This window comes from Rhizobium sp. SRI_017, assembly GCF_057586295.1.
On the sequence record NZ_JBYCZP010000011.1, the window covers coordinates 42473 to 67980 of the forward strand.

At 61.4% G+C, this 25508-nt stretch carries 27 protein-coding genes; 13 read left to right on the forward strand and 14 right to left on the reverse strand.

What is annotated here, in order from left to right; translation table 11 throughout:
• From AC2YI2_RS22305 to urtA, 13 genes are all read right to left on the reverse strand, one after another.
• Entirely contained in the window at positions 1–477 is a 477-nt protein-coding gene (locus AC2YI2_RS22305) for a lysozyme inhibitor LprI family protein (RefSeq protein WP_487388699.1), read from the reverse strand.
• Between the two features lie 4 nt (positions 478–481).
• Positions 482–949: a lysozyme inhibitor LprI family protein gene (locus tag AC2YI2_RS22310; RefSeq protein ID WP_487388700.1), complete on the reverse strand. Its 468-nt coding sequence runs from the start codon at positions 947–949 to the stop codon at positions 482–484.
• Positions 949–1374 carry a lysozyme inhibitor LprI family protein gene (locus AC2YI2_RS22315; protein ID WP_487388701.1) on the reverse strand — a complete coding sequence of 142 codons (426 nt, stop codon included), beginning with the start codon at positions 1372–1374 and terminating at the stop codon, positions 949–951. The genes AC2YI2_RS22310 and AC2YI2_RS22315 overlap by 1 nt, the downstream gene beginning before the upstream one ends.
• 22 nt (positions 1375–1396) lie before the next feature.
• Positions 1397–1702: an urease subunit beta gene (locus tag AC2YI2_RS22320; RefSeq protein ID WP_487388702.1), complete on the reverse strand. Its 306-nt coding sequence runs from the start codon at positions 1700–1702 to the stop codon at positions 1397–1399.
• A 15-nt stretch (positions 1703–1717) separates the two neighbouring features.
• Positions 1718–1972 (reverse strand): DUF1272 domain-containing protein, encoded by a 255-nt coding sequence (locus AC2YI2_RS22325; protein WP_487388703.1) that lies wholly within the window; start codon positions 1970–1972, stop codon positions 1718–1720.
• Positions 1973–1980: 8 nt separating this feature from the next.
• Positions 1981–2283 (reverse strand): urease subunit gamma, encoded by a 303-nt coding sequence (locus AC2YI2_RS22330; protein WP_487388704.1) that lies wholly within the window; start codon positions 2281–2283, stop codon positions 1981–1983.
• An 83-nt stretch (positions 2284–2366) separates the two neighbouring features.
• Positions 2367–3200, reverse strand: a complete 834-nt coding sequence (locus tag AC2YI2_RS22335) for an urease accessory protein UreD (RefSeq protein ID WP_487388705.1) — start codon at positions 3198–3200, stop codon at positions 2367–2369.
• A 202-nt stretch (positions 3201–3402) separates the two neighbouring features.
• Positions 3403–4098, reverse strand: a complete 696-nt coding sequence (gene urtE, locus AC2YI2_RS22340) for an urea ABC transporter ATP-binding subunit UrtE (RefSeq protein WP_487388706.1) — start codon at positions 4096–4098, stop codon at positions 3403–3405.
• Between the two features lie 15 nt (positions 4099–4113).
• A complete protein-coding gene (locus AC2YI2_RS22345; protein ID WP_487388707.1) occupies positions 4114–4632 on the reverse strand; it encodes a hypothetical protein in 519 nt (172 codons plus the stop codon).
• Between the two features lie 83 nt (positions 4633–4715).
• Entirely contained in the window at positions 4716–5480 is a 765-nt protein-coding gene (gene urtD, locus AC2YI2_RS22350) for an urea ABC transporter ATP-binding protein UrtD (RefSeq protein ID WP_487388708.1), read from the reverse strand.
• A complete protein-coding gene (urtC, locus tag AC2YI2_RS22355) occupies positions 5477–6652 on the reverse strand; it encodes an urea ABC transporter permease subunit UrtC (RefSeq protein WP_487388709.1) in 1176 nt (391 codons plus the stop codon). Before urtC ends, urtD begins: the two co-directional genes overlap by 4 nt.
• On the reverse strand, positions 6649–8268 hold the full coding sequence (gene urtB / locus AC2YI2_RS22360; RefSeq protein WP_487388710.1) for an urea ABC transporter permease subunit UrtB: 1620 nt from the start codon (positions 8266–8268) through the stop codon (positions 6649–6651). The genes urtC and urtB overlap by 4 nt, the downstream gene beginning before the upstream one ends.
• Before the next feature lie 91 nt (positions 8269–8359).
• Positions 8360–9631 (reverse strand): urea ABC transporter substrate-binding protein, encoded by a 1272-nt coding sequence (gene urtA / locus AC2YI2_RS22365; RefSeq protein WP_487388878.1) that lies wholly within the window; start codon positions 9629–9631, stop codon positions 8360–8362.
• Positions 9632–9914: 283 nt separating this feature from the next.
• Between urtA and AC2YI2_RS22370 the strand changes: the two genes are divergently transcribed.
• Positions 9915–13370, forward strand: a complete 3456-nt coding sequence (locus AC2YI2_RS22370; RefSeq protein ID WP_487388711.1) for a hybrid sensor histidine kinase/response regulator — start codon at positions 9915–9917, stop codon at positions 13368–13370.
• Complete coding sequence (locus AC2YI2_RS22375) at positions 13367–14290, forward strand: response regulator (protein WP_487388712.1); 924 nt, start codon at positions 13367–13369, stop codon at positions 14288–14290. The genes AC2YI2_RS22370 and AC2YI2_RS22375 overlap by 4 nt, the downstream gene beginning before the upstream one ends.
• A 13-nt stretch (positions 14291–14303) precedes the next feature.
• Here the strand turns inward: AC2YI2_RS22375 and AC2YI2_RS22380 are convergent, their stop codons facing one another.
• The gene (locus AC2YI2_RS22380; RefSeq protein ID WP_487388713.1) at positions 14304–14591 is read right to left on the reverse strand and encodes a hypothetical protein; all 288 of its coding nucleotides are present in this window, start codon (positions 14589–14591) and stop codon (positions 14304–14306) included.
• A 300-nt stretch (positions 14592–14891) separates the two neighbouring features.
• Between AC2YI2_RS22380 and AC2YI2_RS22385 the strand changes: the two genes are divergently transcribed.
• From AC2YI2_RS22385 to ftsH, 11 genes are all read left to right on the forward strand, one after another.
• Positions 14892–15227: an ArsR/SmtB family transcription factor gene (locus AC2YI2_RS22385; RefSeq protein ID WP_487388714.1), complete on the forward strand. Its 336-nt coding sequence runs from the start codon at positions 14892–14894 to the stop codon at positions 15225–15227.
• Between the two features lie 2 nt (positions 15228–15229).
• On the forward strand, positions 15230–15721 hold the full coding sequence (locus AC2YI2_RS22390) for an SRPBCC domain-containing protein (protein ID WP_487388715.1): 492 nt from the start codon (positions 15230–15232) through the stop codon (positions 15719–15721).
• 327 nt (positions 15722–16048) lie between these two features.
• On the forward strand, positions 16049–16771 hold the full coding sequence (tolQ, locus tag AC2YI2_RS22395) for a protein TolQ (protein ID WP_487388716.1): 723 nt from the start codon (positions 16049–16051) through the stop codon (positions 16769–16771).
• Positions 16772–16786: 15 nt separating this feature from the next.
• Complete coding sequence (gene tolR, locus AC2YI2_RS22400; protein ID WP_487388717.1) at positions 16787–17254, forward strand: protein TolR; 468 nt, start codon at positions 16787–16789, stop codon at positions 17252–17254.
• Positions 17255–17264: 10 nt separating this feature from the next.
• Positions 17265–18386, forward strand: a complete 1122-nt coding sequence (gene tolA / locus AC2YI2_RS22405; RefSeq protein WP_487388718.1) for a cell envelope integrity protein TolA — start codon at positions 17265–17267, stop codon at positions 18384–18386.
• Between the two features lie 121 nt (positions 18387–18507).
• Positions 18508–19770 carry a Tol-Pal system beta propeller repeat protein TolB gene (tolB, locus tag AC2YI2_RS22410; RefSeq protein ID WP_487388879.1) on the forward strand — a complete coding sequence of 421 codons (1263 nt, stop codon included), beginning with the start codon at positions 18508–18510 and terminating at the stop codon, positions 19768–19770.
• A 154-nt stretch (positions 19771–19924) separates the two neighbouring features.
• A complete protein-coding gene (gene pal, locus AC2YI2_RS22415; protein WP_487388719.1) occupies positions 19925–20461 on the forward strand; it encodes a peptidoglycan-associated lipoprotein Pal in 537 nt (178 codons plus the stop codon).
• Between the two features lie 105 nt (positions 20462–20566).
• Positions 20567–21040 (forward strand): GNAT family N-acetyltransferase, encoded by a 474-nt coding sequence (locus tag AC2YI2_RS22420; protein ID WP_487388720.1) that lies wholly within the window; start codon positions 20567–20569, stop codon positions 21038–21040.
• Positions 21041–21196: 156 nt separating this feature from the next.
• Positions 21197–22132, forward strand: coding sequence for a tol-pal system protein YbgF (gene ybgF, locus AC2YI2_RS22425; protein ID WP_487388721.1), 936 nt, complete (start codon positions 21197–21199; stop codon positions 22130–22132).
• Positions 22129–23454: a tRNA lysidine(34) synthetase TilS gene (gene tilS, locus AC2YI2_RS22430; protein ID WP_487388722.1), complete on the forward strand. Its 1326-nt coding sequence runs from the start codon at positions 22129–22131 to the stop codon at positions 23452–23454. Before ybgF ends, tilS begins: the two co-directional genes overlap by 4 nt.
• A gap of 103 nt (positions 23455–23557) precedes the next feature.
• Positions 23558–25486: an ATP-dependent zinc metalloprotease FtsH gene (gene ftsH, locus AC2YI2_RS22435; RefSeq protein ID WP_487388723.1), complete on the forward strand. Its 1929-nt coding sequence runs from the start codon at positions 23558–23560 to the stop codon at positions 25484–25486.
• The last annotated feature ends 22 nt before the right edge of the window (positions 25487–25508 follow it).

Below are 25508 nucleotides of genomic sequence, written 5' to 3' on the forward strand. Positions count from 1 at the left end.
CTATTCCGATTCCGCGATCTTGTTGAGTTCAGCGATGCGGTCGCGGGTGACCCTTTCCTGGCAATGGCCAACCATCATCGGCTCCATCGAGCCGCCGCGCTCGTCGAAGCCCTCGATGAAGCAGCGGCCCTCGCGATATTGCAGCCAGCCCTGCTGCGACAATTCCAGCGCTTCGACGCCACCGGCCGGATTGGGGCGGGCCTCGCTCACGTCCTTGTCGATCGCCTCCATTGTCTTCATCGCCCTGGCAAGGGCGATGGCCATGTCGGCATCGGCCTTGTCGGCTTCCTGCCAGGCGCAGGCGGTGAGTTCATTCTGGCTCACCGGATCCTTGCAGGCGTCGGCAGGCGCGTCCTGCGCCGTGGCAGCAGGCGCCCAGGCGAGCATCAGTCCAGTGGCAAACGCGCCAACCGGGCGCACAAGTCGATGCGTTGGCCCGATTGGCAATCTCGCAACCGCCTGCACGCCATGAGCCATCTCGTCAGTCCTCCAGGCTCGTCATGAGATCCTTGAGTTCCTTGATTCGGTTCTTCGTCAGCTCGATCTTGCAGTTGCCGACGAGCAGTGGCTCGAGCGTGCCGCCGCGGGCCAGGTATCCCATGCCATCGCAATGAGCGTCCCGGTATTGCAGCCACGCCGTTTCGGCGGTGGTCAGCGCCTCGGTTTCGGTCTTGAGGTCGGGGGCCTCCGGCCGCGGGGCACTCTGGTCCATCTTCTTGGCATAGGCCAGCGCCTCTTCGTAAGCCTTGGTCAGTTCACCATTGAGCTTCCAGAATTCCTGGGCGGCGCAGTAGTTCATCTCCTGTTGCGCCTGAGGGTCGGCGCATTTGTCTTCCGGCGTGGCGGCTACGACCACGGCTGGGCCACTTGCCATGAGCATGAGCGCCGTGATGGAAAACAAGATCGCGCGGCAGATCGTCTTTCTTGAATGGATGGTGCTGCCTTCCATCAATTGACCCTCATCGCCTCAATCAGTTCCCGCAGTTCCTTGGTGCGGGCCTCCGTCAGCCGCGCCTGACAGCCGCTGATGAGCATGCCTTGCATCGAGCCGCCCACGGCCTCGTAGCCCATGCCGTCGCAATGGCCGTCACGATAGTCGATCCAGGCGCGTTGTGCCTTCTTCAACGACTTGACGGCGCCGACATAGGCTTCATTCATATCCGCGGCCTGCACATCCGCCTCTGCCGCGGTCTTGAGTGCATCCTTGTAAACGGTGTTCAGCTCCTTGTCGGCCTTCTCGAAGTCCATATAGGAGCACTGGTTCATATCTGCCTGCGACATGGCGTTGGCGCAGTCGAGTGGGGGGTCTTCCTGAGCGAAAGCCATGCCGGATGACGCGAGGGCGAATACGGTCGCGAGGGTGAAAATTCTCATTGAGACTTCCCTTGCCGCCACTTCAAAGCTTGCCCATCACCTGTTGGCGGAAACCGTAGACTTCACGCTTGCCAGACAAGGGGATGAGTTGCACCGTGCGCTTCTGGCCGGGCTCGAAGCGGACGGCTGTGCCGGAGGGGATGTCGAGGCGCATGCCGCGTGCCTTGTCACGATCGAAATCGAGACCCTTGTTGGTCTCGAAGAAATGATAATGCGAGCCGACCTGGATCGGCCTATCGCCGGTATTGGCGACGTCGATCGTCACGGTCGGCGCGCCGGCATTGAGTTCGATGTCGCCTGGTGCTGCAATGATTTCACCGGGTTTCATATGGCCTCTCCTCCTCTAAGCGGCTTTGAGAGGGCCGCAGCCCTCGGCCTTCAGGATACGTTTGGTCGAGGCCGGATATTTGGCCAGCTTGCCGGCCGGGCGGATCGGGCGTCGGACGAGGTCACCGCCGCAATTGGGGCAGATGCCGCCGAGCTTTGTCTCGGCGCAGTCTGTGCAGAAAGTGCATTCGAAGGTGCAGATCACGGCATCCCGGCTCTCGGGCGGAAGATCCCTGTCGCAGCATTCGCAATTGGGGCGGAGTTCAAGCATGGCGCACCTCAGCGGATCGGTTCGTGGACGGTCACCAGCTTGGTGCCGTCGGGGAAAGTCGCTTCCACCTGCACGTCGTGAATCATCTCGGCGATGCCCTCCATCACCTGGTCGCGGGTGATGACATGGGCGCCGGCTTCCATGAGATCGGCGACCGAACGGCCGTCGCGCGCGCCCTCGACAACATAGTCGGAGATCAGCGCGATCGCCTCGGGGTAGTTGAGCTTCACGCCGCGCTCCAGGCGCCGGCGCGCCACAATAGCGGCCATGGAAATCAACAGCTTGTCTTTTTCACGAGGTGAAAGGTTCATCAAAGGCTCCGCGACGATCAGGCGACATATCAGGAGGTTGAAGGGCCGGAGGCAATACGGCAAATGACGGTGCCGCCGACGGTTCAGATGTTCCACACTTTCGGCGGCGGCTCTCCGTTTCGCAAGAGCGAAATGGTCGGCACCAGTATTTTCCTCAGGGCAAAGCCATCTTCGGCCGCCATGCGGATGACGAGCTTGTCCTTCCATTGGCTCGACCCAGCGACCTTCTCGCCAAGCAGGGCGTGCAGGTTTGCCATGACCGCCTCGGCGCGCGCGCCGACATAGAGCAGCGTGGCGAAGGCGAGATTGCCGGCGAGGGTCGCGCGGCCACGGATGACGCGGTCGATTTCGCCGGTGAGACGCAGGTCTTCGGCGTGGATCAGCCGGCCGTTGCGGCGGATGCGCCAGCGGTCGCGCAGGCTGCCGTAGGTCACAGTCTCGCCCATCGCCTTGCGTCCAAGGAGGATGGCTTCGAGCGCGATCAGTTCGGCATGCTCGGCGAGATCGGCATCGAGTGTGCGGTAGAGAGCGCCCTGGTCGAACAGAATGGTTTCCTGCGGCAGCCAATGCAGCACCGCGCCCGGCCCGGCCGACAGGCGCGCTGCGATATGCGCGTCGCCACCCGAGGATTTGTAGATCCGCTCGCAGGCCTGGGTGGTGACGGTGACCTTGGTGTCCGCGCCGGCATTCACCTCCCAGTCGATCCGGTCGCCGCCGGTGAGGCCGCCGGAGGTATTGATAAGGACGGCTTCCATGCCGCCATCGAAGGATTCGGGGATCCGGATCTTGCTGCAGCCTTCCTGGTAGAAGACGTCGATACGGCTGCGGTTGGCGACAAGCTTGGTCGCGAGGCGGGCCACGCCCTTGGCGCGTTGGGGGAGGATGGTGGGAGCGATGTCAGGGTTAGGAGCAAGCATCGATACCCCCCTCTGCCCTGCCGGGCATCCGCCCCTCAAGGGGGGAGATCCGCCAAAAGCTTTTTGCTGGTCCCAACCCGACGCCGAGGGCTGAGCGTTCGACGCTGGCCGTCAGCGAGGCATTGCTCCATCGAATCTCCCCCCTTGAGGGGCGGATGCCCGGCAGGGCAGAAGGGGATACCTGCATAACTCGAGTCAAAAATCACACCGTCAAATGCCGGCGGGCCTCGGGCGTGTCGAGCGTTTCCGCCGGTCCCTGATGCACGATCTCGCCGCGGTCCATGATGTAGACATGGTCGGCAAGTTCGCGGCAGAAATCAAGGTATTGTTCCACAAGCAGGATCGCCATGCCGGTGGAGTCGCGGAGATAGCGAATGGCGCGGCCGATATCCTTGATGATCGAGGGCTGGATGCCCTCGGTGGGCTCATCCAGCACGAGGATGCGCGGGCGGGTCACCAGCGCCCTGCCGATGGCGAGCTGCTGTTGCTGGCCACCTGAGAGGTCGCCGCCGCGGCGGCCGAGCATGGATTGCAGGATCGGAAACAGGCTGAAGATATCGTCGGGGATAAAGCGCTCGGAGCGCTTGATCGGCGCGTAACCAGATTCCAGGTTTTCCTTCACTGTCAGGAGGGGAAAGATCTCGCGGCCCTGCGGGACATAGCCGATGCCGAGCTTGGCGCGGCTGTAGGGCGCCATGCCATTGAGTTCCCTATCCTCGAAGCTGATCCTGCCCGATGACAGTGGATGCTGACCGGTGACGGCGCGGAGCAGGGACGACTTGCCGACGCCGTTGCGGCCGAGGACGCAGGTGATTTTGGCCATCTCGGCCTTGATCGAAATGCCGCGCAGCGCCTGGGCGGCGCCGTAATGCAAGTTGGCGTTCTCGACGGTCAGCATGTCATGTTCCCTTGCTCAATTCAGCAATGACCTCTTCAGCTTCTGAAGGGCGTCGGTCTGTTGCGGTGTCGGCTCGCCGCCAACTTCGGCGATTTGTTCGCCCATATCGATCAGCTGACGGCGTTCGGCGTCATCCAAAGCGTTCAGCCAGAGATCGCGGAAGCGGCGTACCGGATCGTCGAGATTTATGACGCTCTTGGCGGTCCAATCGGCGAAGATCAGCACCTCATCCATATCCTTGACCGCGATGATGTCCTTCATCCGCTCGCGTATAATTTCCTTGGCGAGGTCCTTCTGCATCGGCTTTTCGTTGGCGAGCACGAGAAGGAACACGACTGCGGCGATAGCCGGGTTCTGGATCGAGGCCAGCGGCGCAGCCTCGGCCGCCTTGCGGAACTGCCGGCGCTTGTAGGCGCCGCGCATCCGCTCGACCGAGTCGATGACCTCGCTTCCTGCTTCCTTCACCATCTTCAATCGCCACCACCAGACAGCCGCACCGGCCGCCACCATCAACAACAATCCGAGAAAGGGCATGATCGAACTCCAGAATGAAATTTGCCGGGAAGGACATTATTCAATCTGACGTTCGATCGCCTCCTTCTATTTTCACGCCGGCCTCAACGGCCGAGATAGTTTTCGATCACCTTGGGGTCCGAGCTGACGAAGTCGATCGAGCCTTCGGCCAGAACAGAGCCTTCGGCCAGGCATGTCACCTTGACGCCGAGGTCGCGGATGAAACCCATGTCGTGTTCCACGACCACGACCGAGCGGGTCTTGGCGATGTCCTTGAGCAGGATTGCGGTTTCCGACGTTTCTGCGTCCGTCATGCCGGCCACGGGCTCGTCGACCAGCAGCAGCTTCGGTTCCTGGGCCAGCAGCATGCCGATCTCCAGCCATTGTTTCTGACCGTGCGAGAGGTTGGCGCCATAGTCATCTTTGCGGTGCGTCAGGCGGACGGTCTCGAGAATTTCCTCGATGCGTGCTTTGTCCTCGCCGGACAGCCGATAGAACAGTGTGCCGAACACGCCGCGATTGCGATTGAGCGCCAGTTCGAGATTGTCCCAGACCGTGTGACTTTCGAAGACCGTGGGCTTCTGAAACTTGCGGCCGATGCCGAGCTGAGCGATCGAGGCCTCGTCCTTCTTGGTCAGGTCAATATCGCCGTTGAAATAGACTTCGCCCGAGTCGGGTCGGGTCTTGCCGGTGATGATGTCCATCATCGTCGTCTTGCCGGCGCCGTTGGGGCCGATGATGGCGCGCAGTTCCCCGGGCTCGACGACGAAGGAGAGCGAGTTCAGCGCCTTGAAGCCGTCGAAGGAGACGGAAACGCCGTCAAGATAGAGGATGGACTTCGGCTTCATGTCCTTGTTGACGGCGTTCATTCAGCGGCTCCCGGTTCTGCGACGGCGGTGGGAATGGGCGCCACGCGGGACTTTTCCTTGGTGGCGGCATCGGAATACTCCTTCCGCCGCGCGTAGAATTGCTGGACGGTGCCGACGATGCCCTTAGGCAGGAACAGCGTCACCAGCACGAAGAGTGCCCCCAGCGCAAACAGCCACACTTCGGGGAAGGCGCCGGTGAAGAAGGTCTTGCCGGCATTGACCAGCACCGCGCCGATGATCGGCCCGATCAGCGTTCCGCGGCCGCCGACGGCGGTCCAAATGACAACCTCGATCGAGTTGCCGGGTTCGAATTCGCCCGGGTTGATGATGCCGACCTGCGGCACGAAGAGTGCACCGGCGATGCCGGCCATCATGGCGGAGACGACGAAGGTGAAGAGCTTGATGTTCTCGACGCGGTAGCCGAGGAAGCGGGTACGGCTTTCGGCATCGCGGACCCCGATCAGCACCTTGCCGTATTTCGAGCGCACGATAGCCGAAGAGATCAGCAGGCAGATCGCCAGCATGATGGCGCTGGCAGCGAAGAGAGCGGCCCGGGTGCCATCGGCCTGGACGGAGAAACCCAGGATTTCCTTGAAGTCGGTCAGGCCGTTATTGCCGCCGAAGCCCATATCGTTGCGGAAGAAGGCGAGCAACAACGCATAGGTCATCGCCTGGGTGATGATCGAGAGGTAGACGCCGTTGACGCGGGAGCGGAAAGCGAACCAGCCGAAGATGAAGGCGAGCAGACCGGGCACCACCACGACCATGATCGCGGCGAACCAGAACATGTCGAAGCCATGCCAGAACCACGGCAGTTCCTTCCAATTCAGGAACACCATGAAATCAGGCAGGATAGGGTTGCCATAGACGCCGCGTGGGCCGATCTGGCGCATCAGATACATACCCATCGCATAGCCGCCGAGCGAGAAGAACGCGGCATGGCCGAGCGAGAGGATGCCGCAATAGCCCCAGACGAGGTCGAGCGTCAGTGCCAGCAGGGCATAGGTGAGGTATTTCCCCATCAGCGACATGACGTAGGTCGGGATGCGGAAGGCGCTATCTACGGGCAAGAGCAGGTTGGAGGCCGGCACCAGGACGGCGACCGCGAGGATGACCGCGATGGCGATGATAATTCGCTGGTCGAGGGCGCGAAGGAAAAAACCGGTGATCATGCTTCGATCGCCCTTCCCTTGAGTGCGAAGAGACCGCGCGGCCGCTTCTGGATGAAGAGAATGATGAGGACCAGCACCAGGATCTTGCCGAGGACGGCTCCGACCGTGGGTTCGAGGAACTTGTTGAGAATGCCGAGCGACAGAGCGCCGACCAGTGTGCCCCAGAGATTGCCGACGCCACCGAAGACCACGACCATGAAGCTGTCGATGATGTAGGACTGGCCGAGATTGGGCGAAACGTTGTCGATCTGGCTCAGTGCAACGCCCGCGATGCCGGCGATGCCGGAACCGAGCGCGAAGGTCAGCGCATCGACCCAGGGCGTGCGGATGCCCATGGACGAGGCCATGCGGCGGTTCTGCGTCACCGCACGCATCTGCAGGCCATAGGCCGAACGCTTCATCAGCACCAGCAGGGCGAAGAAGACCGACAGCGAGAAGAGCACGATCCACATGCGGTTCCAGGTGATCGTCATGCCGCCGAGCGGGAAGGAGCCCGCCATCCAGGACGGATTGCCGACTTCCTGATTGGTCGGGCCGAAGATCGAGCGGACGAGCTGCTGCAGGATCAGCGAGATGCCCCAGGTGGCGAGCAGGGTTTCAAGCGGCCTGCCATAGAGGAAGCGGATCACGCCGCGTTCGATGACGAGGCCGACAGCTCCGGTGACGAGGAAGGCGACGGGCAACGCGATCGCGAGCGACCAGTCGAAGAGGCCTGGATAATTGTTCCGGATCACCTCCTGCACGACAAAGGTGGAATAGGCGCCAAGCATGACCATCTCGCCATGCGCCATGTTGATGATGCCCATAACGCCGAAGGTGATGGCGAGACCGATGGCCGCAAGCAGCAGCACCGAGCCGAGCGACATGCCGTACCAGACATTCTGGCCGAGATCCCAGAATGCCAGATTGCCTTGGATGGAGGCGATCGCGGCGTCGATGTCGGGCTTGACCGATGGATCCGCTTTGCCGGCAGCGGCCATCAGAATACCGATCGCGTCGCGGCCGCCGATCTTGTCACGGATGTTCTCGATCGCTGCCTTCTTCTGGTCGCCGCCGAGGTCTGAGGTCAGCACGGATACCGAGCGCGCGGTCTCCATGCGCGCCTTTACGACAGCGTCGGTTTCCTTCGATATCGCGGCATCGAGCAGGCCCAGATTTTCGGCGCTCGGCGATTTCAACACCGCGTCGGCGGCCTGGAGGCGCACGCTGCGGTCCGGGCTCAACAGCGTCAGCCCGCCGAGAGCGGAGCGGATGGCGCGGCGGAGATTGTTGTTGACCTTGATCTTGGTCAGCGCGCCCTTGGCTTCCTCGCCGACCGTTTCGCCCGTGACCGGGTCGATGAGCGAAAAATTGGCGCCGGCCGGCTTGGTCAGGAACACGGCATTATCGGATTTGCGGAAATAGAGATCACCTTCACCAAGCGCCTCGAGAACTGGCACCACCTTGGGATCGCCCGTCGTGGCCAGCGCCTGAATCTTGGCGGGCAGCTCGGGCAGCTTGGCTGTGGCCAGTGCGTTGATCTGGGTCTTGAGATCTTCCGCGGCGAAAGCCATCCGGCCGAAGAACGAAAGGCCCAATAGGAGCGCCAGCATGATGGTTCTTAGTGCGCGCGACATCTCGATCAATCTTCCATCTCATGTCTGGAAATAAGAGCGGGCAGCTCGTCACTGCCCGCTCCAGATCTCATCCATTGGGGTTCAAGGATGATCAGGAGCCCTTGCCACCGCACTTGCCTGTCGCGACGTTGAAGTTGCCGCAGGACATCGGCTTGCGCCAATCGGAGATCAGGTCCTTGGAGTCCGGCAGGTAGTCGGACCATTCGTCACCGACGACAGCGGCTGTCTGCTGGACGATGTCGAACTGGCCGTCGGCCTGGATCTCACCGATCAGCACCGGCTTGGTGATGTGGTGGTTCGGCATGACGGTAGAGGTGCCGCCCGACAGGTTCGGAACCGAGACGCCGATGATGGCATCGAGAACCGGATCGGTGTCGGTCGTGCCGGCAGCTTCGACGGCCTTAACCCAGGCGTTGAAGCCGATATAGGCGGCTTCCATCGGGTCGTTGGTCACGCGCTTGTCGTTCTTGGTATAGGCCTTCCAGGTCTTGATGAATTCGGCATTGACCGGCGCATCGACGGACTGGAAGTAGTTCCAAGCCGCCAGGTGACCGACGAGCGGGGTCGTGTCGAGACCTGCGAGTTCTTCTTCGCCGACCGAGAAGGCGACGACCGGAATGTCCTCGGCCTTGATGCCCTGGTTACCGAGTTCCTTGTAGAACGGCACGTTGGCGTCACCGTTGATGGTCGAGACGACGGCGGTCTTCTTGCCGGCCGAGCCGAACTTCTTGATGTCGGAGACGATCGTCTGCCAATCGGAATGACCGAACGGCGTGTAGTTGATCATGATGTCCTCTTCCTTGACGCCCTTGGACATCAGGTAGGCCTTCAGGATCTTGTTGGTCGTCTGCGGATAGACATAGTCGGTGCCGGCGAGAACCCAGCGCTCGACGCCTTCCGTGGCGGCGAGATAGTCGACGGCCGGGATGGCCTGCTGGTTCGGAGCAGCGCCGGTGTAGAAGATGTTGCGCGAAGACTCTTCGCCTTCGTACTGGACCGGGTAGAACAGGATCGAATTGAGCTCTTCGAAGACCGGCAGGACCGACTTGCGCGACGACGAGGTCCAGCAACCGAACACGGCGGCGACCTTGTCCTTTTCGATCAGGTCACGGGCCTTTTCAGCGAAGAGCGGCCAGTCGGAAGCCGGGTCGACGACGACAGCTTCGATTTTCTTGCCGAGGAGGCCGCCCTTCTTGTTCTGCTCTTCGACGAGCATCAGCATGGCGTCTTTCAGCGTGGTCTCGGAGATCGCCATCGTGCCGGAGAGCGAGTGGAGGATGCCGATCTTGATCGTGTCGTCAGCGGCGTAAGCGCCCTGCAGGCTGGCTGCGGAGAGCATGGCCGCCGCGAGCGATCCCATCATCAGGTTTTTGAATTTCATTGGATTTCCCCTCTGTTCAGCAGCAGGCCGCAGATTAAGAAAGGCTTAATGCCCGCTGTCTGAGGGGACTATCCGACCGAATTGTGCACCGCGACATACGTCATTCGACGTACCGCGAGGGGGGAAATGTGCGCAGGTTCTTCTTGGCGAATTGGGCGTCGTCATTTCTCTCATCTTGCAAATTGTCCACGCCGTGCAAGATTTGCAGGGAAAACGCCCGCCGCGCGCTCTTGCCGCCCCGGCCCGTTCATGCTTTTCATATCGAATGAACGAATTTTCGCCACATCTACGCTCTGCCTCGGAAATAGGCAGCGACGGAGCGGGGGAACCAGCCACCGGCGCGCGCCAGCGCATCGTGCCGGTACGGCGCGCCTATAATAGATGGGTGGCCAACCAGACGCTTGAAGACTATGCGCTTCGCTTTACTGCCAAGAGCGCTCGGCAATATTCTCCCACCCGCATTTCGCAAACGGCGATCGGCGCGATTTCCTTCTTGGCGCTCGAAGCCGTGGGCGGCGCGATCACGCTCTCCTACGGCACGACCAATGCGATCTTCGCCATCGTCGCCGCATCGATCCTGCTGCTGCTCATCGGGATGCCGATTGCCAAATATGCGATCAAGCATGGTGTCGACATCGACCTGCTCACCCGCGGTGCCGGCTTCGGCTATATCGGCTCGACCATCACATCGTTGATCTATGCGAGCTTCACCTTCATTCTGTTCGCGATCGAAGCCTCGATCATGACGGGCGCGCTGGAGCTGGTCTTCGGCATTCCGCTCTGGCTCGGCTACATCATCTCGGCCGTGGCAGTGATCCCGCTGGTGACCCACGGCGTGAAGATGATCTCGCGTTTCCAGATCATCACCCAGCCGATCTGGATCATCCTCAACATCCTGCCCTTCATCTTCATCGCCTTTTCCGACTGGGAGAAGTTCGATTTCTGGCTCAGCTATGCCGGCAAGGGACAGCAGTCCGGCGAACTCGGTACCATCGCGCCTTTCGATCTCGCCATGTTCGGTGCTGCCTCGGCGGTGATCCTGGCGCTGATGGCGCAGATCGGCGAGCAGGTCGACTTCCTGCGCTTCCTGCCGGCGGACCACACGCCGCCGAACTGGCGCCAGCGCTTTGCCCGTTTCCTTGCAGGCCCCGGCTGGGTCATTGTGGGGGCGCCGAAGCTGCTGGCCGGGTCATTCCTGGTCGTGCTGGCGCTCAGCTCAGGGATTCCTGCGAGCCAGGCCGCCGATCCGGCGCATATGTATGTCACTGCCTTCGGCTACATGGTGCCGAACCACACGCTGGCGCTGGTGCTCACGGCCGCTTTCGTCGTCGTGTCGCAGCTCAAGATCAATGTGATGAATGCCTATGCCGGGTCGCTTGCCTGGTCGAACTTCTTCTCGCGTCTGACTCATAGCCATCCGGGGCGCGTCGTCTGGCTGTTCTTCAACGTGGCGATCGCGCTCCTGCTGATGGAACTCGGCATCTACAAGCTGCTCGAGGAAACGCTCGGCGTCTTCTCGATCATCTCGGCCGCATGGCTCTGCTCGATATCCGCCGATCTCTTCATCAACAAGCCCCTGGGCCTCGCACCGCCGGGCATCGAGTTCAAGCGCGCGCATCTCTACGACATCAATCCCGTCGGTGTCGGCGGCATGACGATCAATGTGACCATCGCGCTTGCCGCGCATTTCGGCCTGTTCGGCACCTATGCCGCCTCGCTTGCCATTTACATGACGCCGGTCGTGGCGGCGATTGCCGTGCCCGGGATCGCCTGGGCGACGAAGGGCAAATTTTACCTCGCGCGCAAACCGCGCCAGCAGTGGAAGAACCTTGCCACCATCACCTGCTCGATCTGTGAGCATCCCTTCGAGCCCGAGGATATGGCCTGGTGCCCGGCCTATGCGGCGCCGATCTGTTCGCTCTGCTGTTCGCTCGACAGCCGCTGCCACGATCTCTGCAAGCCCAAGGCGCGGTTGAAGTATCAGGCCAGCGAAGTGGCCAAGGCGATCCTGCCCGAGCCCGCGCTCCGAACGCTATCGAGCCGCCTTGGCCGCTATGGGGTGATGACGACGCTTGCGATCGGCCTGATCGGCCTTGTGCTTTGGGGTATCGCAGAACGGGCGGGGACGGCCATCCCGGAAGCCGCGGAGGCCGTGGGCCTCACGGTCTGGGTCGTTTTCCTCGTCTTTTCGATTCTCACTGGCATTGCCGTCTGGTTTTTCGTGCTCGCCCATGACAGCCGGGTGGTCGCGGAAGAGGAGTCGTCCCGCCAGAACACGCTGCTGCTCAAGGAAATCGCCGCGCACAAGAAGACGGATGCGGCCCTTCAATACGCGAAGGAAACAGCAGAATCCGCCAACCGCGCCAAGAGCCGGTACGTCGTCGGCCTGACGCACGAACTCCGAACGCCACTCAACGCCGTGCTCGGCTATGCCCAGCTTCTCGAGCGTGACGAGAGCATACCCGACACGCGCCGTTCGGCAATCAAAGTCATCAAGCGAAGCGCCGACCATCTGTCGGGCCTGATCGATGGCCTGCTCGACATTTCCAAGATCGAAGCCGGGCGGCTTCAAGTTTACTCCGACGAGATCAACATCCGCGATTTCCTCGACCAGGTGACGGGGATGATGCGGCCGCAAGCGGAGGCCAAGGGGCTGCTCTTCAACACGTCGGTCGACGCGGCACTTCCGCATTATGTGCGTACCGACGAAAAACGGCTCCGGCAGATCCTCGTCAATCTCTTGTCCAACGCGGTGAAGTATACGACGGAAGGCACCGTCTCCTTCGGCCTGACCTATCGCGGCCAGGTCGCCACCATCACCATCTCCGACACTGGCCCCGGCATCCCCGCAACCGATCTGCCTGTCATCTTCGAACCCTTCCAGCGTGGCTCCGGCGAACAGGCCAGGCTCGCTCCAGGGCTTGGCCTTGGCCTGACGATCACCCGGCTGCTGACCCAGACGCTGGGCGGCGAAATCACCGTCGAGAGCGAAGAGGGGCGCGGCACGACCTTCCGCGTGCGGCTGATGCTCTACGGCCTGAGCAAACCCGGCGCGCCGGCACTCGACCGCAAGGTACTGACCTATACCGGCCCCCAACGGACGATCGTCGTCGTCGACGACAACGAGGAGCATCGCGAACTGATGCGCGAGGCGCTGGCGCCGCTCGATTTCGTCGTGCTGACTGCAATTTCCGGACCAGACTGTCTAGCGCTGATCGAAGGCGCGCGACCAGATATCTTCCTTGTCGATATTTCCATGCCAGGTATGAATGGCTGGGAGCTTGCGGCAAAACTCAGAGAGACCGGCCAGACGGCCCCCATCGTCATGCTGTCGGCCAATATCGGCGATGGTGGCGCCGGCGCAATCGCTGGCAGCGACCATAACGACACGCTGGCCAAGCCCGTGAACTTCCGCCAGTTGCACGACAGGCTGGCCACCTGGCTCGGGCTCGAATGGGTCTATGCGACGATTCCCACGGCCGCGGCGAACGGCAAGACAGAGCCCGGTTTCCGCAGCCCTGGCGCGGGCCATATCGAAGAACTTATCCGGCTCGGCGAGATCGGCTATGTGCGCGGTATCGAGGCCAAGCTCATCGACCTTGCCAAGGATGCGAAAAACCGGCATTTCGCCGAGGTCATGACCGCACATATCAAGGCTTTCAACATCGACGCCTATCTCGCCGACCTTCGCAAGCTCGAGCGCGAGGAGGCGGAGACATGAACGCCGTGGAGAACCCGCGCGACATCGTGCTGCTCGTCGACGACAGCCCGGATTCGCTCTCCTTCCTCACCGAGGCGCTCGAGGAGACGGGCTACTCCGTTCTGATCGCAACGTCGGGCGCCTCGGCGCTCTCGATCGCCGATCGCATCACGCCCGACCTCATCCTTCTCGACGCCGTCATGCCGGGAATGGACGGGTTCGAGACCTGCCAGCGGCTCAAGGCGCATGGCGGGGTTGCGCAGGTGCCCGTGATCTTCATGACGGGGCTCACCGAGACCGAGCATGTCGTCCGAGCGCTCGGGGCAGGGGGCGTTGACTATCTGACCAAGCCGATCAATGTCGATGAACTCAGGGCGCGCATCCGCGTCCATCTCGCCAATGCCCGCTCGGCCCAGAGTGCACGCGTGGCGCTCGACGCCGCCGGCCGGCATCTGCTGGCGGTCCGCGGCAATGGCAAGGTCCTGTGGTCGACGCCGCAGGCGATTCGACTCGTCAATGCCGCGACCGGCAGCGACGAGGGTATCGAACTGGTCGTTACCCGCATCCGCACCTGGATGGACGAGCGCCGGCTTTCCGGCCCGCAGAAGGATCCAGGCTTTGTCGTCGAGACCGGCGGCGAGGCCAGTCTCGCGCTCTCCTTCCTTGGCTCGATCGGCCAGGACGAACATCTCTTCCGCCTCACTGGCCAGACGCAGGCGAGCGACAGTGAAAGGCTGAAGCAGCATTTTGTGCTGACGTCGCGCGAATCCGAAGTGCTGGCCTGGATCGCCAAGGGCAAATCCAACCGCGATATTGGCGAGATTCTGGGGCTCTCGGCACGCACCGTGAACAAGCATCTCGAGCAGATCTATGTGAAGCTCGGGGTCGAGAACCGCGCTTCGGCCGCGGTCAAGGCCGCCAATCTCTTGATGCAGGGATGAGCCGTCTTCGGCCTCAGTAGCAGGCCCAGGAATAGGGGTCGCCGCGATCGCCGAGACTTGCCGAATAGCTCGGATTGTATTGCCGGTCGCAGGCGTCCTCGATCGACATCTCGAACATATCGTCCCCCTGGGTGCAGCGCCAGGTATAGGCGTCCCTTTCATCCAGCAAGATCGCATTGGAACTGCCGCCATAGAGGGATTGACAGTAGGACTGCAGATCGAGGCCTTGGCTATAGGCGGGAGCGGAGAAAGACAGGGAAAATATAGTCGTCGCAACAAAAACCCAGGCCAGTGACTTCATGTTTCTCCCCACATCCAGTGGTTACTTACAATGGTTGCATGCGATTTTCGTGATTTGGCCGACGATCGCATGATTTGACCATATTGTTTCGACATCGGCTAGGTAACGGCATAGTATATCCACGGGATTTATCCGAAACGCAAGGCGCGTCGGCGGCATTTTTGTTTGTTTTATGGCGTTGTGCATTCCTGGGCGTAACGCATGCGGTACAGCCCGCGCAAACGCGCGAAAAGTGCGGCTTGACAGCCGTCACTACGATTAATATAGCTATATAGAAATATAGCTATATAGGATCATTAGATGCAGACCGGTGCCCAACTCGATCTCGTTTTTGGCGCGCTTGCCGACGCCACGCGTCGCGCAATCCTCGCCCGACTTGCCGAAAAGGAATCGACAGTCAATGAGTTGGTTGAACCCTTCAGGCTCGCCCAGCCGACCATTTCCAAGCACATCAAGGTGCTGGAGGCGGCGGGCCTCGTGTCGCGAGGCCGAGAGGCACAGTTCCGCCCGGTCAAACTCAATGCAGCACCACTCAAGGAGGCTTCGATGTGGATCGGCAACTACAAGCGCTTCTGGGACGAGAGCCTCGAACAGCTCGACACTTACGTCAAAGAACTTATCGAAAAGGGAGAATGACCATGGACGCCGAGGCAACCACCGAGCCCGTCGCCGACCGACAATTCACGATTACCCGCGTCTACGATGCGCCGGCGCGGCTTCTCTTCCTTGCCCATTCGAAGCCCGAGCATATCAGCAGGTGGTTCGGACCGAAGGGCTGGCCGATCAGCAAATGCGAAATGGACTTCCGCACCGGCGGCGAGTTTCACATGCAGATGACAAGCGACGAGGGTGAACCCGGCCCGCCCTTCGGCGGCACCTATCTGGAAATCGAGCCGAACCGGAAGATCGTCTATGACAACGGCTTTGAAGAGCCGGGCAGTGGCCGGTTTCAGGTTACCGTGCTTTTCGAGGAGTTCGGTGGGCAGACGACGCTCACCGTGACGACGGTTTTCGAGAGCATCGCGATGAAGGAGGAGTATCTCGGTCTCGGCATGGCGGAAGGCATGCAGTCAGGCTTCGATCAGCTCGTCGATGTGGTCGAGGATCTCAAGGCCTGGGAGCTCAAATGAAGTTGCGGCTCGTCAATCACACCTGAAGAATCGAGAAAGTCCATTGTTTCGGCGCAGGTGGTTTCCGCGGCCTGCGCCGCTTCTGCGCGTCTGCTGGCCGGCTTCTTGATAACCTTCTTTTAACTATAATGGAGTCTTACTGGCATCAGTAAGATTTTGTGCAGCGCACGCCTTCCTTTCACCAAATTTGGCGTAAAGAAGGCTGAGATGCAGATAGGGCGATGCCAAAGGCTGCATTTCAGCCGATTAGCGATGGATTGATGGAATGGCCGCCTGGCTGGGAAATGTCTCATGGCCGGGCGTCTGGATTCGGGGATACGAAAACATATGGAAACCGAAGCACTGGCAGCGGCTGTGCACAGCGATGTGAGCATGTGGGGCCTGTTCATGCAGGCGGGCTGGATCGTCAAGCTCGTGATGATCGGCCTGCTCGGCGCCTCCGTCTGGACCTGGGCGATGGTCGTCGACAAGCTGGTCAGCTATAACCGCGCACGGCGCCAGCTCGACAGCTTCGAGCAGGTGTTCTGGTCCGGTCAGTCGCTGGAAGAACTTTACCGCAGTCTGTCGGAACGTCAGACGTCGGGAATGGCCGCGATATTCGTCGGCGCCATGCGCGAATGGAAGAAGTCCTTCGAGCGCGGCGCGCGATCACCGATCGGCCTGCAGATGCGCATCGACCGGGCGATGGACGTGACGCTTGCCCGCGAGACCGAGGCGCTCGAAGCGCGGCTGTCGTCGCTTGCCACGATCGGTTCGGCAGCCCCCTTCGTCGGTCTCTTCGGTACCGTCGTCGGTATCATGACCTCATTCCAGGGCATTGCGGCCTCGAAGTCGACCAATCTCGCCGTCGTGGCGCCGGGTATCGCTGAAGCGCTGCTTGCCACCGCGATCGGCCTTGTCGCCGCTATCCCGGCCGTTATCGCCTATAACAAGTTCTCGGGCGACGCCAACAAGCTGGTCGCCCGCATGGAGGCCTTCGCCGACGAATTCTCGGCCATTCTCTCGCGCCAGATCGACGAGCGGCTCCAGCCGCGCGCGGCGGCACAGTAAAGCCGGAGTCTTCGTATGGGTATGGGTGCAGGCTCACAGGCAGGTTCCTCCGGCGGTCGCGGCCGCCGGCGCGGCGGATCGCGCAAGGCGCCGATGAGCGAGATCAACGTCACGCCGATGGTCGACGTGATGCTCGTGCTGCTCATCATTTTCATGGTCGCGGCGCCGCTGATGACGGTCGGCGTGCCGATCGACCTGCCGGAGACCAAGGCCAAGGAGATGAATTCGGACACCAAGCCGATCACCGTTTCCATCAACAAGGAAGGCCTGGTCTATCTCGGCGAGGAAACCGAGACGCCGATTTCGCTCGAAGAACTGGTTCCAAAGCTCGCCGCAATCGCCAAGACCGGCAACGAAGAGCGCATCTTCGTGCGCGGCGACGCGACGGCCGACTACGGCACAATCATGAAGGTCATGGGTCTCCTCAACAGCGCCGGATACAAGAATATTGGTCTTGTGACGCTGCAGGAACCGACGGGTTGACGTAACGACGATGAAGGGTAGCGTCATCACATCCATAGCACTCCACGCGCTCGTTGCGGCGTGGATGCTGTTTACCTTCGCATCGCCCGAGCCTTTCGAGGTGGCGATGTCCGAAGCGATGCCGGTCGAACTCGTGCCGATCGAGGATCTGGCGCAGCTCCAGCAGGGCGACAAGGAAGCGCCGAAGAAAGAGCGTTCGGCCACTGAGGTCACCCAAAAGGAGGATCCGGCTCCTGAGGCAAAGAATACCGGCGACAACGACTTCGACCTCGAATCCGTGCCGACGCCGACCGAGAAGCCGACCAATGTCCAGGAAGCCGGTGCGCAGGAGGTTTCCAAGGAAGTCATCCCCGACCAGAAGCTGACACAGGCCGAGAATGTCGAAGACGTTCTCAAGGAAGACACGGCGGTCGAGCCCTCCAAGGAGGTCGCGGCGGTTGAGCAGCCAAAGGTCGAGGTCAAGCCCGAGCCGAAACCTGAGCCCGAGGTCAAGGAAGACCAGCCGGTTGAGGATGCCGCCGAGACCATCATTCCCGATAGCGTTCCCGTGCCGGTGAGCCGGCCCAAGGTCGAGCCGAAGAAGGTCGCGGAAAAGAAAGAAGAGAAGAAGGAAGTCGAGGTCGCCGAGGCTAAGCCCGAAAAGCAGCCCGATCGCAAGAAGTCCGACAAGGACCGCAAGTCGGCAAAGTCAACGACGAAGCGGGAGTCTGATTTCAAGACTGAGAAGATCGACGATTTCCTCAGCAAGGTCGAGGACAAGGCGGGCGGCAAGAAGCGCAGCAAGCAGGAAGCGGCGCTCGGCGCGACCAAGACGACGGGCGGCGAAAAACTGAGCCAGACCGAAATGGACGCGCTGCGCGGCATCGTCGAGAAGAACTGGACCGTGATGCCGGGCCAGGTCTCGTCGAACGATATCAAGATCGTCGTGCGGTTCGAACTGGACCAGGACGGCCAAGTTGTTGGCGATCCGGAAGTCACCAGCTCCGGCGGTGACGGATCGTCCTTAAGGGCGCTCGAAGGGGGCGCCCGCCGCGCGGTCATGAAGTCCGCGCCCTTCGACCAGTTGCCGAAGGACAAATACGACACCTGGAAGGTCGTCGAGCTCAGCTTCTATCCGAGCGAAATGATGTAACCCGAACGACCTTCGATCCCCGGGCGGCCCGGCCGCCGGCAAACAGAAGACTTTTAGGCTGAAAGGCTCATAGAGGATGATGAAACACCAGATTTTCAAGGCGCTCTTCGCGGTCGCCGCCATGTTCGCGGTACTCGCGATGCCTGTTCGAGCCGAAGTCAAGCTCGACATTCGCAAAGGCTCCGTCGAGCCGATGCCGATTGCGGTCTCCGACATGGTTTCGAGTGATGAGCTCGGCGCGCAGATCAGCGCCGTGATCACGGCCGACCTCAAGCGCTCCGGCTTCTTCCTGCCTGTCGACAAGGCGGCCTTCATCCAGAAGATCACCAATCCCGACACGGCTCCCCGCTTCGAGGACTGGAAGGCGCTCAATGCCCAGGCACTGGTGTCGGGTCGCGTGACCAAGGAGGCCGATGGCCGCCTGCGCGCCGAATTCCGCCTCTGGGATGTCTATGGCGGCACCCAGCTGATCGGCCAGCAGTTCTATACACGGCCCGAGAACTGGCGTCGCGTCGCGCATATCATCGCCGACGCGGTCTATGAAAAGCTGACCGGCGAAAAGGGCTATTTCGATACCCGCATCGTCTTCGTCCATGAGACCGGCCCGAAGAATGCCCGCGTGCGCCAGCTTGCGATGATGGACCAGGACGGCGCCAATGTGCGCATCCTCACCAAGTCCAAGGCCATCGTGCTGACGCCGCGGTTCTCGCCGAACCAGCAGGAAATCACTTACATGTCCTTCGAGGGCGACCAGCCGCGGGTTTATCTGCTGCAGCTTGAGACAGGACAACGCGAGGTCGTCGGCAATTTCCCCGGCATGACCTTCTCGCCGCGCTTCTCGCCGGATGGTTCGCGCGTCATCATGAGCCTGCAGGAAAAGGGCAATGCCAACATCTTCACGATGGACCTGCGCTCGCGCACCACGACGCGGCTAACCTCGACGGCTGCGATCGACACCTCGCCGTCCTATTCGCCGGATGGTCAGCGGATCGTCTTCGAAAGCGATCGTGGCGGCCGCCAGCAGCTCTATGTCATGAATGCCGATGGTTCGGGCCAGACGCGCATCTCCTTCGGCGATGGCGCCTATTCGACGCCGGTCTGGTCGCCCAAGGGCGATCTGATCGCCTTCACCAAGCAGTCCGGCGGCAAGTTCTCGATCGGCGTCATGCGTCCGGACGGTTCCGGCGAGCGCATCCTGACCACGGGCTTCCACAATGAGGGCCCGACCTGGGCGCCGAATGGTCGCGTGATCATGTTCTTCCGCCAGAATGCCGGTGCCGGTGGTCCGTCGCTCTTCTCGATCGACCTCTCGGGTTACAACGAGCTGCGGGTTCCCACACCGGCCTTCTCGTCGGATCCGGCCTGGTCGCCGCTGCTCGAGTGAGAACGGAGTTTTCCGTGAATGCGTCGGGGCCGTTGATTAGAATTTTATGAAATAGCCTCGATTTTCCGGTTTGTTAACCATGATCGTAGAGATGAGGTTAACCCCGCCGGCTTACAGTTCGGAAACCTTGATTATTAAGACTTAGGAGCAGGCCATGAGCCATTCTGAAACAATTACAAGCGGCCCGATGGCAAAGCTCGCCCGCAATCCGTTCATCATCGCACTCGTCTGCGGCATCGCGCTGACCGGTTGCGCGAAGAAGAACAAGCTCGACACCACCGACGATCTCGGTCTCAACACGCAGAACAGCCCGGCGACGCCTGGCTCGCAGCAGGACTTCACCGTCAATGTCGGCGACCGCATTTTCTTCGACACGGATTCGACCTCGATCCGTGCCGACGCCCAGCAGACGCTGCGCAAGCAGGCTCAGTGGCTGAACCAGTATTCAAGCTATCGCATCGTGGTCGAAGGCCATGCCGACGAGCGCGGCACCCGCGAATACAATCTGGCACTCGGCGCCCGCCGTGCGGAAGCCACCCGCGACTACCTTATCTCGCAGGGCGTCGACGGTAGCCGCATGAAGACGATCTCCTACGGCAAGGAGCAGCCGGTCGCTGTTTGCGACGACATCTCGTGCTGGTCGCAGAACCGCCGCGCCGTGACTGCCCTCAAGGGCGGCCCGAACGGCTGATCCACTGGTCTGCAGATATATCGTTCATGAAACCGCCTGCGGCCTCCGCGGGCGGTTTTCGTTTGGCGGGCTTCGTGCCACCTTGGCTGAAGCAGGGGCAGCCAGATGGCAACAGACACGAGCATCCACCTACGCCGCTATGTGACCGAAGACCTTGATGCGGTCATAGAGGTCTTCCAGCGGGCAATCCGCGAGGTTGCCGCTAGGGACTATAGTCCTGTGCAGATCGCGGCATGGTCTCAAGTCGACCGGGACGCGTGGGAGCCATGGCGTTTGACGCGACCGACCTGGGTCGCGGTCGACGGCGTGCGCGTGGTCGGCTTCAGCGATCTTGAGGCCGATGGCCATCTGGACATGATGTTCGTCCATCCGGATTATCAGCGCACGGGTGTGGCGAGCCAGTTGCTCCGGCAGGTGGAAGCGGCGGCGCTCGCGCAGGGCCTGAAGCGGATATTCACCGAGGCAAGCCATACGGCGCGCCCCTTCTTCGCCCGAAAGGGTTTCCTGCTCGATGCCGAGCAAGTGGTGGGCAAGCGCGGCGCGCGGATGACGAATTTCCGAATGCACAAATTGATCTGATCGCTTTTGCCGGTCGCTGGCGCCCTTGGCGACGATCAAATCGACGCGCAAAACCATACTTCCGCCCGAGTCCGTTGCTTTTTTGTCGCGGAATTGAAAGAACTCCGTTGCTCGCGCTCATGCGCGAATCTCCAGAAACGCTAGGATCGAGGACAAATGACGAAAAAGCTTCTGGCCGGCATGCTTGCCATCGCGGCCACGGCATTTCTAACGTTGACGCCGGTCGCGGCCTCCGCACAGTCGGTCGATACCGAATTGAGGGTGCAGCAACTGGAAGAACAGCTTCGGCAGCTGAATGGCAAGGTGGAAGAAATGAGCTTCCAACTGCTGCAGATGCAGGAGACGCTCCGCAAGGCGCAGGAAGATAACGAGTTCCGCTTCCAGGAACTCGAGGGCGGCAAGAAGAAGAGCTCGCTCGAAAAGCCTGCCGACCAGGATACGGCCAACAACACTTCCGGCGATCAGACGCCGGAAGTCCAGCCGGGCGACGAAGCAGCCCAGCTCGACCAGCCTATGGATGAGAGCGGCAACCAGCTAGACCTGGGCACGCCTGCGATCGATCTGGGCAAACTCAAGGTCGACGAGAACGGCAATGTCATGGGCGCCGACGAAGCAGACCCGAATGCAGTCGCAAAGCAGGATCTGCCGGCGCCCGATACGAACACCGTCGACCAGAACGACCAGACGGCCGCGCTCGACCCCAAGGTGTCGGATGGCGATCAGTATCAGTCTTCCTATGAACAGGTGCTGGCGGGAGACTATGCCGCGGCCGAGACGGGTTTTGCAGCCTTTATCGCCAGCCATCCCGACAGCAAGAAGATCGCGGACGCCAATTTCTGGCTCGGCGAAGCCCAGTATTCACAGGGCAAGTTCAACGATGCGGCGAAGACGTTTCTCAATGCCTACAAAACCTATGGCAAGTCCGAGAAGGCACCGGAAATGCTGCTAAAACTCGCCATGTCGCTTGCCGCCCTCGACAGCCGCGATACGGCCTGCGCCACGCTGCGCGAAGTTGCCAAGGCCTACCCGAAGGCGTCGCGCGCCATCATCACCAAGGTTGCTACCGAACAGAAACGGCTCTCCTGCGGATGACGAGAGCCTCGGGCGAAGCTCCGCCGCAGGCGTCGAGCGAACCCTCGCCCGAAAAAGTCGCAGACGATTTTCTCAAACGATTGCCGGCATCTTGCCGGCTGCTTGTAGCTCTCTCCGGAGGCGGCGATTCGACGGGTCTGCTGGCGGCGCTGAGCGAAGCGCGCCGCACGCATCCCGGATTGACCCTGCATTCCGCCACTGTCGATCATGGGCTGCGCAGCGGTTCGGCCGAGGAAGCGGAGGCAGCCTGGCGCATGAGCCGCAAGCTCGGCGTGCCGAATGCGACGCTCAGATGGGTCGGGAATAAGCCGGCGACCGGGATCCAGGCGGCGGCGCGCGGTGCGCGCTACGAGCTGCTGGCTGCCGAAGCGCAGCGCATTGGTGCCGATTTCATTGTCACTGGACATAATAGGGACGACCAGGCCGAAACGATCTTCATGCGCGGCCTGCGCAAGCCTACACTGCTCGCCGGGATGGACGAGGCGGTGTTGGTCGAGCGGCAGGTCTGGGTCCTTCGGCCGTTTCTGGGCGTCGGCAGGGAACCTATCCGTGATTACCTGCGGAAACGGCGTCTAACCTGGAGCGAAGACCCGAGCAATGACAATCCGGCCTTCGAGCGGGTGCGAATCAGGCGGTCGGGTGTGCTGGCCGGCAGCCCCGCGAAGAAAGAATATGTGCCGAACCACTATGTCGTCTCGGCGCAATTCGCCCGCGATCACGTCAAAGTGTATCCTGGGCCGGTCGCCGTCGTCGATCTCCGTGAATGCCATGTGCGCTATCACCCCTATTGGGAGGTGCTCGCGACACTTGCGGCCATTATTGGCGGCCGTGAATACGGCCCGGGCGGCGAGACGGCCGCCCGTCTTACGAACAAGCTGGCCGCCTCGGCGGATTTCCGGGCGACGGCGAACCGCGTCCTGTTCGATCGCCGTGGGCACCTGCTCTATCTCTATCGTGAGGACCGAGGACTGGCCGAACTCTCGATCGCACCCGGAGAGTCAGCCTACTGGGACGGCCGATACGAGATCACCAACCGCGGTTCAGCCCGGGTTACCGTCGGCGCGGGGAGGGGCGTAACAGCGGCAGCGCCGTTGCTGTCTTTAGAACCGAGTGACGCCTTGCCTGCCGACATTTCGAAACGCGCAATAACCTCGTTGCCGCGCATTTTCGAGGGGGAATCTGTCGCTCTGGAGGTCCGCACAGTGCTCGCGCCCTTCGATAAATTCGTCCCATCACGGAAGCTCGACCTTGCCAATAACCTTGCAACTGCGTTCGAATTGGAACAATTTCCTTTATTGTCACTTGGTAATGGCGCGTTTTGATGCGCCACCGGCTTGGCATTCCGGACGGGCGTGCCTATGTTACACCTTGAAAAGGTCTGCTTTCGGGTTTAACCGAGCGGCCTAAATTGTTCCGGTGAGGGATATGAACCCCAACTTCAGAAATATCGCCCTGTGGGCCATTATTGCAGTGTTGCTCGTCGCACTGTTCAGCATGTTCCAAAGCCAGGGCGATCGGGTGAGTTCGGCCGAGATCCCGTATTCGGATTTCATCAAGGCAGTTGATGGCGGCCGTGTCCGCCAGGTCGAGTTCACCGGCAACCGGGCACGCGGTGTCTATGGCGACACCAATGGTGTCTTCCAGACGTATGCACCGCAAGTCGATGACGGCCTGATGACCAAGCTTCAGAGCAAGAACGTCACCGTGATGGTGCGTCCGGAAGCGGATTCGTCTTCGGGCGTGTTCGGCTTCCTGATCAATCTCCTGCCAATCCTGTTGATCATTGGTGTCTGGCTGTTCCTGATGCGCCAGATGCAGGGTGGTTCGCGGGGCGCGATGGGTTTTGGCAAGTCCAAGGCCAAGCTGCTGACCGAAGCGCATGGCCGCGTGACTTTCGATGACGTTGCTGGTGTCGACGAAGCCAAGGGCGACCTCGAGGAAATCGTCGAGTTCCTGCGCGATCCGCAGAAATTCCAGCGTCTCGGCGGCCGCATTCCCCGCGGCGTGCTGCTCGTCGGCCCTCCCGGCACCGGTAAGACACTGCTCGCCCGCGCCATCGCCGGCGAAGCCAATGTGCCGTTCTTCACGATTTCCGGTTCGGATTTCGTTGAAATGTTCGTCGGTGTCGGCGCCAGCCGTGTCCGCGACATGTTCGACCAGGCCAAGAAGAACGCGCCTTGCATCATCTTCATCGACGAAATCGACGCCGTCGGTCGCCATCGTGGCGCTGGTCTGGGCGGCGGTAACGACGAACGCGAACAGACGCTCAACCAGCTGCTGGTGGAGATGGACGGCTTCGAGGCGAATGAAGGCATCATCCTGATCGCAGCGACCAACCGCCCCGACGTTCTCGACCCCGCGCTTCTGCGTCCGGGCCGTTTCGACCGTCAGGTCGTCGTGCCGAATCCCGATATCATCGGCCGCGAGAAGATCCTCAAGGTCCATGCCCGAAACGTGCCGATGGCGCCGAATGTCGACCTCAAGATTCTCGCGCGTGGTACGCCGGGTTTCTCGGGTGCCGATCTGATGAACCTCGTCAACGAGGCCGCACTCCTTGCCGCCCGCCGCAACAAGCGGCTGGTGACGATGGCAGAATTCGAGGACGCCAAGGACAAGGTAATGATGGGCGCAGAACGCCGCTCGTCCGCCATGACCCAGGAAGAGAAGAAGCTGACTGCCTATCACGAGGCCGGCCATGCCGTCGTCGCGATCAATGTTGCGTCCGCCGATCCGGTTCATAAGGCGACAATCATCCCGCGCGGACGTGCGCTCGGCATGGTGATGCAGCTTCCCGAGGGCGACCGCTACTCGATGAGCTACAAGTGGATGGTGTCACGCCTCGCGATCATGATGGGCGGCCGGGTCGCCGAGGAACTGACCTTCGGCAAGGAGAACATCACCTCCGGGGCGTCGTCCGACATCCAGCAGGCAACCAAACTCGCCCGCGCCATGGTCACGCAGTGGGGCTTCTCCGACGAACTCGGCCAGGTCATGTACGGCGAGAACCAGCAGGAAGTGTTCCTCGGTCACTCGGTCACGCAGTCGAAGAACATCTCGGAGGCGACTGCGCAGAAGATCGACAATGAAGTGCGCCGCCTGATCGACGAAGCCTATACCGAAGCCCGTCGCATCCTGACCGAGAAGAACGAGGCGTTCATCACCATCGCCGAAGGCCTGCTCGAATACGAGACGCTGTCGGGTGACGAGATCAAGGCGTTGATCCGCGGCGACAAGCCGTCGCGCGATCTCGGCGACGACACCCCGACCAGCCGCGGCTCCTCCGTGCCGAAGACCGGCACGCCGAAGGGCGGCCAGACCGAGGCCGAGGGTGGTTTCGAGCCGCAACCGCAGTAAGGTCGATCCAATCAAGACAGAC

What these genes read in the sequence shown, in the direction of transcription:
- AC2YI2_RS22305 (WP_487388699.1), bottom strand. Translation starts at nt 477, where the DNA reads ATGGCTCATGGCGTGCAGGCGGTTGCGAGATTGCCAATCGGGCCAACG.
- AC2YI2_RS22310 (WP_487388700.1), bottom strand. Translation starts at nt 949, where the DNA reads ATGGAAGGCAGCACCATCCATTCAAGAAAGACGATCTGCCGCGCGATC.
- AC2YI2_RS22315 (WP_487388701.1), bottom strand. Translation starts at nt 1,374, where the DNA reads ATGAGAATTTTCACCCTCGCGACCGTATTCGCCCTCGCGTCATCCGGC.
- AC2YI2_RS22320 (WP_487388702.1), bottom strand. Translation starts at nt 1,702, where the DNA reads ATGAAACCCGGTGAAATCATTGCAGCACCAGGCGACATCGAACTCAAT.
- AC2YI2_RS22325 (WP_487388703.1), bottom strand. Translation starts at nt 1,972, where the DNA reads ATGCTTGAACTCCGCCCCAATTGCGAATGCTGCGACAGGGATCTTCCG.
- AC2YI2_RS22330 (WP_487388704.1), bottom strand. Translation starts at nt 2,283, where the DNA reads ATGAACCTTTCACCTCGTGAAAAAGACAAGCTGTTGATTTCCATGGCC.
- AC2YI2_RS22335 (WP_487388705.1), bottom strand. Translation starts at nt 3,200, where the DNA reads ATGCTTGCTCCTAACCCTGACATCGCTCCCACCATCCTCCCCCAACGC.
- urtE (WP_487388706.1), bottom strand. Translation starts at nt 4,098, where the DNA reads ATGCTGACCGTCGAGAACGCCAACTTGCATTACGGCGCCGCCCAGGCG.
- AC2YI2_RS22345 (WP_487388707.1), bottom strand. Translation starts at nt 4,632, where the DNA reads ATGCCCTTTCTCGGATTGTTGTTGATGGTGGCGGCCGGTGCGGCTGTC.
- urtD (WP_487388708.1), bottom strand. Translation starts at nt 5,480, where the DNA reads ATGAACGCCGTCAACAAGGACATGAAGCCGAAGTCCATCCTCTATCTT.
- urtC (WP_487388709.1), bottom strand. Translation starts at nt 6,652, where the DNA reads ATGATCACCGGTTTTTTCCTTCGCGCCCTCGACCAGCGAATTATCATC.
- urtB (WP_487388710.1), bottom strand. Translation starts at nt 8,268, where the DNA reads ATGTCGCGCGCACTAAGAACCATCATGCTGGCGCTCCTATTGGGCCTT.
- urtA (WP_487388878.1), bottom strand. Translation starts at nt 9,631, where the DNA reads ATGATGGGATCGCTCGCGGCGGCCATGCTCTCCGCAGCCAGCCTGCAG.
- AC2YI2_RS22370 (WP_487388711.1), top strand. Translation starts at nt 9,915, where the DNA reads ATGAACGAATTTTCGCCACATCTACGCTCTGCCTCGGAAATAGGCAGC.
- AC2YI2_RS22375 (WP_487388712.1), top strand. Translation starts at nt 13,367, where the DNA reads ATGAACGCCGTGGAGAACCCGCGCGACATCGTGCTGCTCGTCGACGAC.
- AC2YI2_RS22380 (WP_487388713.1), bottom strand. Translation starts at nt 14,591, where the DNA reads ATGAAGTCACTGGCCTGGGTTTTTGTTGCGACGACTATATTTTCCCTG.
- AC2YI2_RS22385 (WP_487388714.1), top strand. Translation starts at nt 14,892, where the DNA reads ATGCAGACCGGTGCCCAACTCGATCTCGTTTTTGGCGCGCTTGCCGAC.
- AC2YI2_RS22390 (WP_487388715.1), top strand. Translation starts at nt 15,230, where the DNA reads ATGGACGCCGAGGCAACCACCGAGCCCGTCGCCGACCGACAATTCACG.
- tolQ (WP_487388716.1), top strand. Translation starts at nt 16,049, where the DNA reads ATGGAAACCGAAGCACTGGCAGCGGCTGTGCACAGCGATGTGAGCATG.
- tolR (WP_487388717.1), top strand. Translation starts at nt 16,787, where the DNA reads ATGGGTATGGGTGCAGGCTCACAGGCAGGTTCCTCCGGCGGTCGCGGC.
- tolA (WP_487388718.1), top strand. Translation starts at nt 17,265, where the DNA reads ATGAAGGGTAGCGTCATCACATCCATAGCACTCCACGCGCTCGTTGCG.
- tolB (WP_487388879.1), top strand. Translation starts at nt 18,508, where the DNA reads ATGTTCGCGGTACTCGCGATGCCTGTTCGAGCCGAAGTCAAGCTCGAC.
- pal (WP_487388719.1), top strand. Translation starts at nt 19,925, where the DNA reads ATGAGCCATTCTGAAACAATTACAAGCGGCCCGATGGCAAAGCTCGCC.
- AC2YI2_RS22420 (WP_487388720.1), top strand. Translation starts at nt 20,567, where the DNA reads ATGGCAACAGACACGAGCATCCACCTACGCCGCTATGTGACCGAAGAC.
- ybgF (WP_487388721.1), top strand. Translation starts at nt 21,197, where the DNA reads ATGACGAAAAAGCTTCTGGCCGGCATGCTTGCCATCGCGGCCACGGCA.
- tilS (WP_487388722.1), top strand. Translation starts at nt 22,129, where the DNA reads ATGACGAGAGCCTCGGGCGAAGCTCCGCCGCAGGCGTCGAGCGAACCC.
- ftsH (WP_487388723.1), top strand. Translation starts at nt 23,558, where the DNA reads ATGAACCCCAACTTCAGAAATATCGCCCTGTGGGCCATTATTGCAGTG.